This window comes from Parvimonas micra (assembly GCF_021300775.1).
Taxonomy (GTDB): Bacteria; Bacillota; Clostridia; order Tissierellales; family Peptoniphilaceae; genus Parvimonas.
On record NZ_JAJTJP010000002.1, the window covers coordinates 266,004 to 281,109 of the forward strand.

A 15,106-nucleotide genomic window follows, 5' to 3' on the forward strand; every position below is an offset into this window, starting at 1 on the left:
TATTAAAAAAGGTGATGCAATACTGACATCACCTTTTATTGTGTTTTAGTTAGATTACTATTTCTTTTTTATAAACAATGCTATTACAAATGCTACAAAACTTGGAATTATCCAGTTAAATCCTACATCACTTAATGGCAAAATAGTTATAAACTTAAAAATTCCTAATTGTTCGTAAATCACTTGAATAAAACTAATTGTAACTGCTGTAAAGGCAGGTAATTTAAAGATTAAATCATTCTTAATTTTATCTTTAAAGAATGCAAGTATAATTAAAACTATTGTTGGCGGATATACAACTGCAAGAATTGGAGCACCAATCTTTACAATTCCACTAACACCTATTATTGCAGCAACTGTTCCAAATAAGCACATATATAATACAAAAGTAGAATATTTTATCTTTCCTTTTGTAATACTTACCAAATACTCACCTGAAGCAGATGTAAGTCCAATTGCAGTTGTTAAACAAGCAAGGAATGAAGCTAATCCTAAGGCAATTTTACCGGCATTTCCTAGAAGTTCTTGTGTTACATTTACAATAATGTCAGCTTGTTGAACATCTATTCCGTAAGTTTTAGAAACAGTAGCTCCTAGATAAGTTAAACCGCCATAAATTAATGCTAAAGTTGTACAGGCAATAAGACCTGATTTGAATAACATTTTTACTTGTTGATTAGGATCGTTATATCCTTTGTTCTTTAAAGTTAACAATAATACTGAACCAACTGCTAAGGAAACAAAGCAGTCCATTGTTTGATAACCGTCAATTAAGCCCTTTCCTAATACGCTATTTATTTTAACTGCTTCAGATGGAGCTCCAATTGGTGAAATAATTCCTTTAACAATTATTACAACAAGTGCAAGAATTAAAAATGGAGTTAAAAATTTTCCGATAATATCAACAACCTTTGAAGGTTTAACAGTTAAAAAGTAAGTTAATATATAGAAAATAATTGCAACAATTGATATTGTAAAGAAATTATGGAAACCTAATATAGGTTTGATTCCCATTTCATATGCTGTTGCTCCCGTTCTAGGAATTACAAGAAGTGGGCCAACACACATAATAACCATAAAACTTAGTATTAATGCAGGTGTCTTTCCGATAGGGCTAAAGAATTTCATTATATCACAATCATAGTATGTTACTGCCATTAGAGCTACAAGTGCAAGACCAACAGCTGTAACAGTAAAACCTAAAAATATAACAAGCCAAGAATTACCGGCAAGAACTCCTAAATATGGAGGAAATATTAAATTTCCTGCTCCAAAAAACATTGCAAAAAGTGCGAATCCAAACGTTACCATATCAGCAATGCTATTTTTTTTATTCATATAAATCTCTCTCCTTAAAAATAAATAAAATTAAAATAACAAAACCCTAACATTTTGTATTTTTTGTCTAAGAATATTTTACAAGATAACTAAAAAAAACTCAATACTAAAAGCTACTTTTATTAAAAAATTTTATTAAAAATTGATAAATTTTATGTATTTTAGAAAAAATATAGTACATTAGTTTAGTTGATATTAATATTGGTATTACGAAATTAAAAATATTTAATTTTTGAATAATTGAAATAAACTAATGAAAAATTTTTTTAAATATGATAGAATAGAAAGGTATAAGAAAACATTTTTGGAGGTGTATTATGAAAAGAAATGAAGTAGATAAAAATTTAACTTGGAATTTGAGTGATCTTTTTAAAACAGAGGAAGATTATAAAAAAGCCCTTAATGAAATAGTAGAAAAAACAGATGAGTTAGTAAAAGTTTATGAAGGTAAACTTGACTGCTACTGTACTATAAATAGTTGTTTGGATGATTTAAAACCAATTTATGAATTAATTGACTTGACTGGAAATTATGCTGCTTTAGATTATGAAACAGATTTAGGTGGAAAAGAACAATTTGAAAGAATTGTAAATTATGAAAATACAATTGCTCCAGTTTATGCTAAACTTAGTTTTGTAGAAACTGAAATCCTAGCAAATGACAAGAGAATAATAGAAAAAGCTATGAAAGAAAATTCTGAAAACAGAAGATTTTTAGAAAAACTTTTAGATAGAAAAGATCATACTCTTTCAAAAGAAGTTGAAGGTACACTTTCAGCTTTAGCAGGAAGTTTTGAAACTCCTTTTAGAGTATATAATCAATCAAAGATGCAAGATTTATCTTTTGAAGATGTTGAAGTAAATGGAGTAAAAACACCAATGACTTACAATGTTTTTGAAGGAAGCTATGAAGTAAAAGCAGATACAGAATTTAGAAGAGATGCCTTTAAAAAATTCTATAAGACTTTAGAAAAATATGAAAATACATTTGCAAGTACGTATTATAGCAATGTTCAACATGATAAGGCTATGTCTAAAGTAAGAAAATACGATAGTGTTTTTGATTACTTACTTGCTTCACAAGAAGTTACAAGAGAAATGTATAATAGACAATGCGATGTTATCATGGAAAAACTTGCTCCACATATTAGAAAATATGCAAGACTTTTAAAGAGAGTAAATAAATTAGATAAGATGACTTTTTCAGATATGAAAATGCCATTAGATTCAGAATTCCAAAAAATTTATAGTGTTGAAGACTGTAAAAATATGGTTATTGATGGATTATCAGTTTTAGGAAGCGACTATAAAGAATATTTAGAAAAAGCTTTTAATAATAGATATATTGATTATGTTGACAATGAAGGAAAATCATCAGGAGCTTTCTGTGCTAGTCCATATAAAGTTCATCCATATATACTTTTAACTTGGACAGGAAATATGTCTGATATTCTTACAGTTGCTCATGAGCTAGGACATGGTGGACATTTCTCACTTACACATCAAAATCAAAATATTTTAAATGTTGACTGCTCAACTTATTTTGTAGAAGCACCATCAACAACAAATGAATTGATTATGGCTCATTATCTTCTTGAAAAAGCAAAGACTGATAGAGAAAGAAGATGGATTATTTCAGAAATAATTTCAAAAACATATTATCACAATTTCGTAACTCACTTCTTAGAAGCTTATTATCAAAGAGAAGTTTATAAGATTATAGATAATGGTGGAGCTGTTGATGCTGAAACTTTAAATACAATCTTTAAAGAAACAATGGAAAAATTCTTTGGAGAAGATGTTGAACTTGTAGATGGAGTTGAAAGAACATGGATGAGACAACCTCATTACTACATGGGACTTTATTCATACACTTACAGTGCAGGTTTAACTATCGGAACACAAATGTGTCTAAATATTCTAAAAGATAATTCAAAAGCTGCACAATGGATTGAAGTACTAAAATCAGGTGGAAGTAAAAATCCAATCGACCTTGCGAAAATGGCAGATGTTGATGTTACAACAGATGCACCACTTCTTAATACAATAGAGTATATCGGAAGTCTAATTGACAAAATGGAAAGATTAACTGATAAAATAGAACAAGAATAATTTAAAAAAGATACTGATTTATTCAGTATCTCAGATTGATGATAAAAGTGTCGATGAGCAATCATTGGCACTTTTTTAGTAGAGAAAAATGGGAAAAGTAGTATAATAATTTGACTATAGACAAATAAATTAAGAAGAACCCCACCCTTGACGTGAATTATTTTGTTTTATATATTTTTTATCTCTTTTAGAAATACTATTTTGCTTATCAGCAATAGTTTTTTATAAAAAAAGGAGCTTTAAGCTCCTTAAATTTATATAAAAATATTCATATATAAAAATGTTGTTAGTATTGCTGCGAATACTGTTAGTATCATATTTTTAGTAATATATGATACTACTGAAGCAACTGCGATTGTAACTGAATACATTATTTTATCAGAAGCTTCTGCTTTTAAGACTTCTCTTAAAATCAGTACAGTCATTGAAGTAAAAGGAATGATTTTAAAGAAAGTCATTAATCTTTTATTAAAAGTTTTTCCTCTAAGGAAGAATAAAGGAAGAACTTTTGGAATTATTGTTACTGCTGCTGCAACAAGTGTAGCAACTATATAATAAGTTAGTTTGTCCATTTTTTCTCCTTATTTTATTCTTCTTCTTTATCTTCTAATGTTTCATCGCCAATTAAGAATATTCCAACTATTGAAGAAATTATTATTGAAAAAACTATATCCCATCCAAGTGGAAATATATTTAAACGACAAATAATATAGTAGATTATTGCTGTTGCGATTACAATTCTAACTGTTACTAAATGCTTTCTTACATTTGGAACAAGTAGGGCAATGAAAAGTCCTAAAAGACCAACACTGAATGCAACTTTTATATTGTTAGGCAAAAAGTCGCCTAAAAAATATCCTACTAGTGTAAAAATTCCCCATATAAAGTAAGGTGGAATTTGAACTCCAAGTGTAAAAGATGTATTTACTTTTTCTTTGTTAAATGAAAGAATAGAAAAACTTTCATCTGTTAATAACCAACCAACGATAGGGAATGCTTTATGATTTACCTTATCTACTGTTGCCCCAATTGTAGCAGACATAAGGAAAAGTCTTGTGTTTAGTAAAAATACTGAGACTGCAATTCCTAAAATAGGAACACTTGCCGTTAAAAATCCTACTAACATAAATTGAGCAGCTCCAGAATATAAAACAAAAGAACTCAAAAAAGCATGACATAAACCCAGCGAATTAGTATTACAAAGAATACCAAAAGTAATCGCTGAAGGAATATAACCTATCCATATAGGAATCGAATGACGAACTCCTGATAAAAACTTATTAGTTTTTGATTTCATATTTACCCCCAAACATTAGAAACCTAGTATTCAATCTCTCTTCTATCTTCTAATGCCTTTAAAAATGTTAATTCATCATAGCTATCTATGCTTCTACCAATAGGGATTCCATTTGCAATTTTTGAAATCTTTAGGTCTTTGAATTTTTTAAGTAAGTCGATGATATAAAGTTCAGTTAGTTCACCGTCAATTGTTTGACTAATAGCGAAGATAACTTCCTTTACATTGTCTTTTTCAATTCTATCCAAAAGTGTATTTACATTTAAATCGTCTAAAGTTATCCCTTCTCTTGGAGTAACAAGGCCATTTAAAATATGATAAGTTCCTTTATATACTTTAGTCTTTTCAAGACTTATAACACCATGCATATCTTCAACAATAGTTATAACAGACTTATCTCTTTTTGGATTAGAACAAATATTACAGATTTCATCTTCTGTTAAATTTCCACAAATTTTACAGTGATGAGTATTCTTTTTCATATTTATAAGACTTTTTGCAAATTCAATCGTAAAATCATCATCCATTTCTAAAATTTTCAAAGCCATTTTAGTTGCAGATTTTCTTCCGATAGATGGAAGTTTTGATAAATAGTGAATAACTTCATCTATTGATTTAGTATACTTATTCATTTCTATAATCCTGGAATATTAATTCCGCCTGTTATTTTATTAATTTCTGAATCATGTTTTTCTTGAGCTTTTCTATTAGCTTCATTTATAGCTGTTATAATTAAATCTTGTAACATTTCTATATCATCTGGATCAACAACTTCTGGAGTAAGTTTAATGCTTAAAACTTCTTTCTTTCCATTAACAGTTACTTCAACTGCGCCACCACCAGATGTTGCAGAAACTTCTTCTTCATCTAATAATTTTTGCGTATTTTCAAGTTCTCTTTGCATCTTTTGCATTTGTTTCATCATATTGCCCATATTCATTCCGCCACCGAATTTAGGGAAACCACCTTTAGCCATAAATACCTCCTAAAAAAATTAAATATCACAATTAATCAATGAGTAAAATCATTAATTTTTAAATTTTATTGTTAAAAAAATAACATAAAATTCCGAAAACCCCTTAAAAATCTTGTCTTATATTAACATTTTTTTAAGGATAAATCAATCGTTTACAATAACCGATTAAAGCAATTTTACATTTTGATAAAAATACAAAAAGACAATGAAGATATTGAAAATATCACATTGTCTTTTTTGAAAAAACTTATTTATTACTTACTTGGATCTGTTATAAAGGCTGAAAAAGTAATTAAATTTGTATTACTTTTTTCATCTAAATCTTCTATGATAACATAAAAAGGACTATCCATTTTTATAGTTAAATGTTTTTTGCCAGGAACAGCAGTTGATTTATTTGATATTTTTGTTACAGTCTTTGCTTTTGCGCCGTTTTCATCAATTTTTAGAATTGAGTTTTGTTTTGCATCAGATACTTTAATTTCAGTATTTCCTAGTAATTTCTCCAACTTATATCCACTTAACATCTTATCAAGACCAATCTTTGAAAATAATGATTTAAAATCCACTTCCGTCTTTGTATCTATTTTTGGTAAAAAGAAAGTTACCTCAGCTGATTCATTACTATTTTCTAAAGAGTATATAGTTTCTTGCAATTGTTCTGCTGAAAAATATTCATTCTTTTTAGGTTTTATAAAATAAACTTTTGAATCATTTGCTACCATTGAAAAAGCTTCTTTTTCTTCATCGGATATTGCAACTGAATTTTCAAAACTATTAGACATGGTTTTTACTTGTATTACTGAGCCATCCAACTTTTTAAAATCTCTCATTTTAGTTAGTGATTCATTAAATTTCTGATCCCAATTTGCATCATAGTTTACTGTATCAATAAAACTTGTAATTAAACTTTCATCAAATTCAGCTTTATCTAAAATTTCTTCAAGATGTTTTTTTTGAAAATCTTGATAAGTCTTAGTTGCTTCTTTTGATGATTTTACAGTTTTAACATTATCATAATTAAGATTTTTTGTTTCTCCATTAAAATTTTTAGTATTTATTAAAATTAAATTTGCTAATTTGCTATTTTTTAATTTTAAATTTTGAAGATGAGCATCATCATAATTCTTTAAAAACTCTAAATTTTCTCTATCTTCAGTAGAAAGAGAAATTAAATCTAAACATCTTTGAATAGATAAGGGAGATAAGACAAAATTCTCTCCTTTATTAGATTTTAGCATTGAAAAAATTTCTAAATTCAATTTGTTTATATTTTTTGTTTTATCTTTATTAAATACAATTTGTTCTCTATTTTCTGGAAACGGCTTTTCAGCTTTTGAGCAAGAAGCTAGTGAGATTGAAACAAAAAATAATAAAATAGTTTTTAATAAGTTTTTCATAAGACATCTCCTTTCAATGTTTGAGAAATATTTTTAAATTATTCTACAAAATTAGCGTAAACCGTCAATGATTTATGAACAGGCATATTAATTTTTGTGAAAAATTCATTTAAAATAATATTATCTTGTACAACAAAATTATGATTTTCATCTAATTTATAACTTCCAAACTTAAATAAATACTCCTTACAGTTGATATGTAAGAAAGCTTCTTTTGGGAAATAGTAAATTTCTTTAACACTTTCGTCAAAAAGTTTAGAAATAGTTTTTTTGAATATAGTTGTTTTTAAAACATCTTTAAAAGAACTTAAATCAACTTTTTCAAATAATGCTTCATTATTATCAGAAGATTCAGAGATTTCTGTATTTCCAATATTTTCATGATTTTCTGCATTTTCATGAGTTTCAATATTTTCTATTGTTTCAATAGTTTCAGTGTTTTCCACAGTTTCAACGGTTTCAACAGTATTGAAATTTTCTACTACTTCAGTAGCTTTTTCTTCTGGTTTTTCTACTACAATTTCTTCTTTTGATTCAATTTTTAAATTTCCACTCTTAATCATATTTTCAAGAGCTTCAATTCTCTTTTCCATTTCAGATTTTTCTTTTCTATATGAACAAATCTTGATAATTAAAAGTTCAGTTAATGCATTTTGCATATCACTCTTTTTCATCTTATCTTCAACATCTAAAAGATTTTCTAATATAAATATAAGCTCATCCATTTTAAATTGATTTGAATGTTCTAAATATCTCTTATACTCAACATCATTTAGAGTTGTAAGTTCTTTTTTGATACTCTTAACTAAAACTATATTTCTAAAATGTTTAATTAAATCAATAATTATATTATTTGGAGTTTTTCCGTTTTCAACTAAATTTCTAAAAGTCTCAATAGTTTCATTTTTTGAAGAATTTAAAATTGAATTTGAAAGTTCAAATAACTTATTTAAGTTAACAAGTCCTAAACATTCATTAATATCTTCAACTGTAATTTTTTCTTTTCCAGTTGCTACAACTTGATCTAAAAGACTTAAAGCATCTCTCATTGCACCAGAAGAAAGTTCAGAAATTAAATTAATTCCATCTTCTTCAACTTCAACATTTAGATTATTTAAAATATATTTAATATTTTCAACAATATCTAAATTGTGAATTCTCTTAAATTCAAATCTTTGACATCTTGAAATAATTGTATCTGGAAGTTTATCAATTTCGGTAGTCGCCAAAATAAAAATTAAATGCTTTGGTGGTTCTTCTAAAATTTTTAGAAGAGCATTAAAGCCTTCATTTGTAATCATGTGAGCTTCGTCTATAATATAAACTTTGTATTTTACAATTTGTGGGGGATAGATTACTTTTTCTTTTAATTCCCTTATATCGTCAATACGTCTATTACTTGCAGCATCCATTTCTACAACTTCAAGAGCCTTGTCATTAAGAATCATTTTACAATTTTCACATTCATTACAAGGATTTCCGTCTTTTGGATTTAAACAGTTAACAGCACGAGCAAATATTTTAGCACAACTTGTCTTTCCAGTTCCTCTAATTCCTGAGAAAAGATAAGCATGTCCTAAATTACCAGTCTTTATTTGATTTTTTAAAATTTCAACAATATGAGATTGACCAACAACTCTTGTAAAGTCCTTCGGTCTAAACTCTCTATAAATAGCTTGTTTCAAAATTTCACCTCTATAATTTTTATTAATTTATGTATATATTATATCATATCATAGTTTCCTTTTGATAACTAAATAGCTGTAACTATGATGAAATATTAATAGCTTTATCATTAGGCATAAAGCTATTAATATTATATCATATAACAAATAAAAATGTAGAATAAAGATATAAAATGATTTTTGTTAAAATTAACAAAGTTCTTTACAAACTGAACACTTTAAAAATACATATAAAAGCATTGACAATCAAACTTTTTTTTTATAAAATAAACCGATAGTAGAGGGTAGTATTAAGGAACCGATAGTAGAGGGTAATATGAAGAAAGATAAATTGTTTATAAGAGTTATTATGTCAATTATAGGTATGATTATATTAGGAATCGGTGTATTTTTCACAATAAAAGTTAACCTTGGCTCTGATCCTGCGAGTACGCTTCAACTTGGAATGGCAAAACAATTAGGAATAAGCTATGGATTGTCTACAGTTATTTTTAATATTGTATTTTTAATTGTAATATTTTGTTTTGATAAAAAATATATAAATATATCTTCAATTTTAGCAATTTTTATAATTGGTTATACCGTTGAAGGTATGAATTTAATTTTTGGTTGGCTTGATTTAGAAAGTTTAAATTTAATATATAAACTTATAATTTGTTTAATCGGAACATTTGTTATATCAATAGGAGTTACAGTATATATATTTTCAGACTTGGGTGTTGGAGCAACAGATGGTATATCTGAATTAATAAGTGGTAAAACAAAATTTCATTACAGAACTGTAAGATTTGTTTCGGATTTAATTTTAGTTATTTTGGGATATTTACTAGGAAGTGTTGTTGGTGTAGGAACTATCCTTATAACATTTAGTGTAGGACCTTTTATTCAACGTAACAGAAAAATTATGGCTCCATTACTTAAAAAGGTTGTTGGGGAAGAACTAGTTCAAGACGTAAATAGTCATGAAGAAAAATTTGAAAAAGAAGTTATTGCATAATGAAATAGGGGAAACCCTATTTTTTTATTGCGAAAAGTGGTATTATATGATTATAAAAATACAATCAAAAACAAGGAGTTTTTTATGGATATAATAAAATTAGTAAAAGAAAAAGAAGAAAGAGTAATAAAAATTAGACGTGATTTACATCAAATTCCAGAGTTGGAACTAGAACTCCCTAAAACTATGGAATATATTTCAAAAGTTTTAGACGAAATAGGAGTAAAATATAAAAAGTTATTAAATGGCAATGCAATTGTAGCCCAAATTGATGGAGAACAAGAAGGTAAATGTATCGCCATTAGAGCTGATAGTGATGCGCTTCCAGTTGTTGAAGAAACAGGACTTCCTTTTGCTTCTACAAACGGAAATATGCATGCTTGTGGACATGATGGGCATACAGCTATGGCATTAGGTGCTTGTATGATATTAAATGAAAATAAAGGCAAACTAAAAGGAACTGTAAAGATATTTTTCCAACCGGGAGAAGAAAGTCCGGGAGGTGCATTACCTATGATTGAAGAGGGATGTATGGAAAATCCAAAAGTTGATGCGGTTATTGGACTTCATGAGGGTTGTTTAATTCCTATTGAATATGGAAAGATAGGAGTAAAGGCAGGAGCTATAATGGCTTCAGCAGACGTTTTTGAAATCTATGTAAGAGGAAAATCCTCACATGCTGCAACTCCACATCTTTCAGCTGATCCAATTGTTGTTTCATCTGAAATTGTGCTAGGACTTCAAAAGATTGTTTCAAGAGAAGTAAATCCAATTTCAAATGCCGTTTTAACAATTGGGATAATTCAAGGTGGAACTGCTCATAATGTAATTCCAGAAACTGTTTATATTAAAGGAACAGTTAGAACTCTAGATGAAAAAGTTAGAGAGTTTATCGCAAAGAGAGTTGAAGAAATTGCAGATGGAATAGCAAAAACTTATGGATGCACTGCAGAAACAATATATCACTATATGTATCCTGTAGTAATGAATGACGAAAAATTCACTGAATTTTTTATAGAAAATACAAAAGAAATTTTAGGTGAAGATTCAGTTGAAATAATAAAAGATCCAAGTATGGGTGGAGAAGATGTTGCATACTTCTTGCAAAGAGCAAAAGGAACGTACTTTATGCTTTCAAATCCTAAAATATATAAGGAAGATACAGTTTATCCTCATCATCATAGTAAATTTGATGTTGAAGAAAGTCTGTTCTACAAGGGAATGTCAGCTGTGTTAGCAACAGTTTTTAAATATTTAAGTTAAGAAAAATGGATTGTCGATTACAGACAATCCATTTTGTATTCTCAAATTTATTTTTTTATGTATCTTCGATACATTCATTTTTTGTTTGCAACAAAAATGTGAGATTTCTCGACTTCGCTCGAAATGACGTACAAAGAAAAATCTTCGTATAATAGCTTGACGTGAATAGTAAATAATTTTAAAAAAATCGTTAAGTAAACAAAAAATCCTCAACATTTGTTGAGGATTTACTTTGATTTTATTCTATTTAACTTTTTCTGCAACTGCTTTTGCAACTGTATCAGCTACATTTTCTTCAAAAGCAGAAACTATTACATAATCTTCTCTAATTTTATCATCAGGAATCATATTTGCAAGACCAATTGATGCAGCTAATTTCATTTCATCAGTAATTTTCTTTGCTCTAGCTTGTAGAGCACCTTTGAAAATTCCAGGGAATGCAACTACATTGTTAATTTGGTTAGGCATATCTGATCTTCCTGTCGCAGCAACTCTTGCTCCTGCTTCTTTTGCATCAGCATAAAGAATTTCAGGTTGAGGATTAGCCATTGCGAATACAATTGCATCTTTATTCATTGAAGCTACCATTTCTTTAGTAACTAAATCTTTTTGACTTACACCGATGAATACGTCAGCACCTACAAATGCTTCCTTCATTGTCATATCCTTTTGTTCTTTATTTGTAATTTCAGCTAATTCTTTCTTTACAAGATTATAATTTTCTGCATGTTTTTTGTTGATTGCACCTTTTGAATCAAATGCAATTACATTTTGAACACCTAACATCATAATTAATTTTATGATTGAGTATCCAGCAGCACCAGCTCCAGAAACTACAACTTTAACATCTTTAGCTTCTTTTTTAACTAATTTTAAAGCATTGATTAAAGCAGCAGTAACAACAATTGCAGTACCGTGTTGGTCATCATGGAATACTGGAATATCAAGTTCATCAATTAATGCTCTTTCAATTTCTACACATCTTGGAGAAGAAATATCTTCAAGATTAATTCCACCAAAAGTTGGTGCAAGAGCCTTTATAATTGCAATAATTTCCTTAGGGTCTATTGTATCTAAAACTATAGGAACAGCATTTATTCCACCGAACTTTTTAAATAAACAGCATTTTCCTTCCATAACTGGCATAGCAGCTTCTGGACCAATATCTCCAAGACCTAAAACAGCAGTTCCGTCTGAGATAACAGCAATAGTGTTTGCTTTACTTGTATATTTATAAGCTAAAGAAGGATCTTTACTTATTTCTAAACAAGGTTGAGCAACACCAGGAGTATATGCATAAGTTAAGTCCTCAGCATTATTTAATTCTGCTTTTAATTCAGTTGATATTTTTCCTTGCCATTGTTCGTGAAGTAACAACGCTTTTTCGTATACATTCATTTTATTTCTCCTTTATGATAAATATTCATTCGTTGTTACTATACTACAAAGATTTCTAAAAGTCAATATAATTATGAAGTCTATTATCATTAAAATTTTTAATGGATTAAATGTAAAATTTCTGCTATTGCTTTTTAAAAATATTTACATTAAAATATAGTTGGTGATTAAAATGAAAGTTAAGAAAAAATATATATGTTCAAATTGCAAAAAAGAGTCTTTGGGTTGGCAAGGAAAATGTAGTTTTTGTGGTAGCTGGGGAACTATTGAAGAAATTGAAGTTTCTGACGTAAAAAGCTCAAGTGATAAAATTGTTGCAAAGGGAAAAGTTGAAAAACTTAAAAATGTAAATGTTAATGAAAATGATAGATATATAACTGGAATAGAAGAACTTAATCGTGTTTTAGGTGGAGGAATTGTTAGAGATAGTGTAAATATTTTAACTGCTAGACCTGGCTGTGGAAAGAGTACATTGCTTTTACAGTTGTCATTAGATTTTGCAAGTAAAAATGTAAAAACAGTCTATATCTCTGCAGAGGAAAGTTCATCTCAGATAAAATCAAGAGCAAATAGAATTGTAAAAGAAATTCCTGAAAATATATGGATTCAATCAACACAAAGTATGGATGAAGCTTTAAATTCAATTGATGAAGTTGATGCTGATATTGTTATCTTAGATAGTATTCAAACAGTTATGTTAAGCTCAATTCCTTCAAGAGCAGGTTCTCCAACTCAAACAGTCGAATGTATAAATGAGTTAGTTAGACTTGCAAAAAACGCTAAAAAGCCAAGAGCAGTATTTATTGTTTGTCATATGACAAAACAGGATGAAATGGCAGGACTTAGGACTTTAGAGCATATGGTTGATTCTGTATTGCTTTTAGAAGGAGAGTCAGATGAAAGCCTTAGAACTCTTACAAGTACAAAAAATAGATTTGGAAGAACTGGAGAAATAGGACTTTTCAAAATGGAAGAATACGGACTTTTAGAAATTAAAAATCCATCAGAATTTTTTGTAACTCAAAGAGAAAAAGACATCTGTGGAAGTGTCTTATCCGTTGTGAAAGAGGGAAGTAGAATGCTTGTGGTTGAAGTTGAAAGCTTAGTTTCACAATCATTCACGAATTATCCTGCAAGAATAGGAGACAGTCTAAAAAAAGATCAACTTAATACATTACTTTCTATCTTAGAAGAAAGAGCAGGATTTAATCTATACAATAAAAATGTAATATTAAAGACTACTGGAGGCTTGAAGATATCGGAACAATCTGTAAATTTAGCAGTTATAATTTCTGTGGCATCTTCAATTTTAAATAAGGCAGTTCCAAGAGATACAGTATTTATTGCAGAAGTTGGACTTACTGGAGAGCTTAAAAAAGTTCCAAATTTAAGTGAAAGACTAATAGAACTTGACAGAATGGGCTACAAAAAAGTATATATTTCTAATGATATAGTGGATACTAAGAACTTAAAGACATTGAAAGTTGAAAAATCCAAAACTCTAAAAGAAGTTATCGACAAAGTTTTTAAAAATACTTAAAAAGAAAAGGTTGTGTTTTTGGGTTCAGCTCATTTACACAACCTTTATATATTTGTATTAACATAATCATTAATCTTTGAAATTCTAGTTTCATTTACAAATATGTTTTTTTCATTCAATTTTTCTAAAATTTTCTCATTCATAGAATGGAATATTGCAAATTCAACATCTTTTACAACTATCTCAAAAAGAGAACTATTAAGTCTTTTAGAATTCATATCTATAAAATATGCTTCTGACGAATCCTTATCTAAAAAATCAATCATCCTAAAAAGATATTTATCCTTTTCAGCATAATAATTATTTGACTTCATAAGATTTTCATTATATTTCTTTTGCTTTTTTTTATTATTTGAATATAATTGAGATTTTTGTTTAAAAAACTTCGCTAAAATGTTGTAATATTGGTAATTATACATTCCTTCTTCCAATGAAGATATATTTAAAAGTGGTTTCATATTTAAATTTTGTATTAACTCATAATTTTTTTCTAAAAAGGCAATTTTATCTATCTTTCCTTGTGAAAGCTCAGAAATTAAATCATTTCTCTTTTTGAAAAAAACTTCTAATTGTTTAGTTGGAATATTCATATCAAAAAAAAGCATCCTAACGATGCTTTTTAAATCTAGTCAACCTTTAATTCTACGCAAGTTGCTTGACCACCTTCACAAAGTTGATCTTTAGGAATATTAACTCCCATGTAAACTTCTAGTTTGTGATCTTCACAAAGTGCATCGACTTCTTTCTTAAATTTACAAAGCTTATCGCTGTCAAGTTCAATTATTGAATAGATACCATCGATGTAAATTTTTTCCACATCATAATCTCTTGAAACTATACCGAAAATAAATCCATATAATTTATCAAGAGTATCTATACCGTATTCTTTAGCGTTTGTTAATCTAACACTGTGGTCTAAGCTAAAAATATGAGAATCATCTGTATCAATAAAATTGATATTTCCATTTCCTTTTCTCACTTCTTCATTAGCTTTATCTATTAACCATTTAGTCTTTCCTGCTCCTGATGGACCAAGTACAAAATTTAACATATAAACCACCCCTTAATTGTTTTTTCTCATTATACCATTTTAATATAAAT

Annotated in this window: 14 protein-coding genes; 4 read left to right on the plus strand and 10 right to left on the minus strand. The window is 28.1% G+C overall.

Annotated elements, in window-relative coordinates; genetic code table 11:
- Positions 1-57: 57 nt before the first annotated feature.
- Positions 58-1,338 (minus strand): branched-chain amino acid transport system II carrier protein, encoded by a 1,281-nt coding sequence (gene brnQ, locus LW893_RS04540; RefSeq protein WP_233056041.1) that lies wholly within the window; start codon positions 1,336-1,338, stop codon positions 58-60.
- A 317-nt stretch (positions 1,339-1,655) separates the two neighbouring features.
- Between brnQ and pepF the strand changes: the two genes are divergently transcribed.
- Positions 1,656-3,449, plus strand: a complete 1,794-nt coding sequence (gene pepF / locus LW893_RS04545; protein WP_233056042.1) for an oligoendopeptidase F — start codon at positions 1,656-1,658, stop codon at positions 3,447-3,449.
- A 254-nt stretch (positions 3,450-3,703) separates the two neighbouring features.
- Here pepF and LW893_RS04550 read toward each other — a convergent pair whose 3' ends face one another.
- From LW893_RS04550 to dnaX, 6 genes are all read right to left on the minus strand, one after another.
- Positions 3,704-4,021: an AzlD domain-containing protein gene (locus tag LW893_RS04550; protein WP_233056044.1), complete on the minus strand. Its 318-nt coding sequence runs from the start codon at positions 4,019-4,021 to the stop codon at positions 3,704-3,706.
- Between the two features lie 14 nt (positions 4,022-4,035).
- Positions 4,036-4,746, minus strand: coding sequence for an AzlC family ABC transporter permease (locus LW893_RS04555; RefSeq protein WP_233056046.1), 711 nt, complete (start codon positions 4,744-4,746; stop codon positions 4,036-4,038).
- Positions 4,747-4,769: 23 nt separating this feature from the next.
- On the minus strand, positions 4,770-5,378 hold the full coding sequence (recR, locus tag LW893_RS04560; RefSeq protein ID WP_233056047.1) for a recombination mediator RecR: 609 nt from the start codon (positions 5,376-5,378) through the stop codon (positions 4,770-4,772).
- Between the two features lie 2 nt (positions 5,379-5,380).
- On the minus strand, positions 5,381-5,722 hold the full coding sequence (locus LW893_RS04565) for a YbaB/EbfC family nucleoid-associated protein (protein WP_233056048.1): 342 nt from the start codon (positions 5,720-5,722) through the stop codon (positions 5,381-5,383).
- 254 nt (positions 5,723-5,976) lie between these two features.
- Positions 5,977-7,122, minus strand: coding sequence for a serpin family protein (locus LW893_RS04570; protein ID WP_233056049.1), 1,146 nt, complete (start codon positions 7,120-7,122; stop codon positions 5,977-5,979).
- Between the two features lie 38 nt (positions 7,123-7,160).
- A complete protein-coding gene (gene dnaX, locus LW893_RS04575; protein ID WP_233056050.1) occupies positions 7,161-8,807 on the minus strand; it encodes a DNA polymerase III subunit gamma/tau in 1,647 nt (548 codons plus the stop codon).
- A 316-nt stretch (positions 8,808-9,123) separates the two neighbouring features.
- On the opposite strand from dnaX, the gene LW893_RS04580 reads away from it, so the two are divergent.
- Complete coding sequence (locus LW893_RS04580) at positions 9,124-9,804, plus strand: YczE/YyaS/YitT family protein (RefSeq protein ID WP_233056051.1); 681 nt, start codon at positions 9,124-9,126, stop codon at positions 9,802-9,804.
- Between the two features lie 84 nt (positions 9,805-9,888).
- Complete coding sequence (locus LW893_RS04585) at positions 9,889-11,067, plus strand: M20 metallopeptidase family protein (protein WP_233056052.1); 1,179 nt, start codon at positions 9,889-9,891, stop codon at positions 11,065-11,067.
- 243 nt (positions 11,068-11,310) lie between these two features.
- Here LW893_RS04585 and LW893_RS04590 read toward each other — a convergent pair whose 3' ends face one another.
- Positions 11,311-12,465 carry an NAD(P)-dependent malic enzyme gene (locus LW893_RS04590; protein WP_233056054.1) on the minus strand — a complete coding sequence of 385 codons (1,155 nt, stop codon included), beginning with the start codon at positions 12,463-12,465 and terminating at the stop codon, positions 11,311-11,313.
- Between the two features lie 172 nt (positions 12,466-12,637).
- Here LW893_RS04590 and radA point away from each other — a divergent pair, with 172 nt between their 5' ends.
- A complete protein-coding gene (radA, locus tag LW893_RS04595; protein ID WP_233056056.1) occupies positions 12,638-14,005 on the plus strand; it encodes a DNA repair protein RadA in 1,368 nt (455 codons plus the stop codon).
- Between the two features lie 44 nt (positions 14,006-14,049).
- On the opposite strand, the gene LW893_RS04600 is transcribed toward radA, so the two are convergent.
- Positions 14,050-14,595: a DUF6648 family protein gene (locus tag LW893_RS04600; protein ID WP_233056057.1), complete on the minus strand. Its 546-nt coding sequence runs from the start codon at positions 14,593-14,595 to the stop codon at positions 14,050-14,052.
- Positions 14,596-14,630: 35 nt separating this feature from the next.
- Positions 14,631-15,056, minus strand: a complete 426-nt coding sequence (locus LW893_RS04605; protein ID WP_233056058.1) for a hypothetical protein — start codon at positions 15,054-15,056, stop codon at positions 14,631-14,633.
- Between the last annotated feature and the right edge of the window lie 50 nt (positions 15,057-15,106).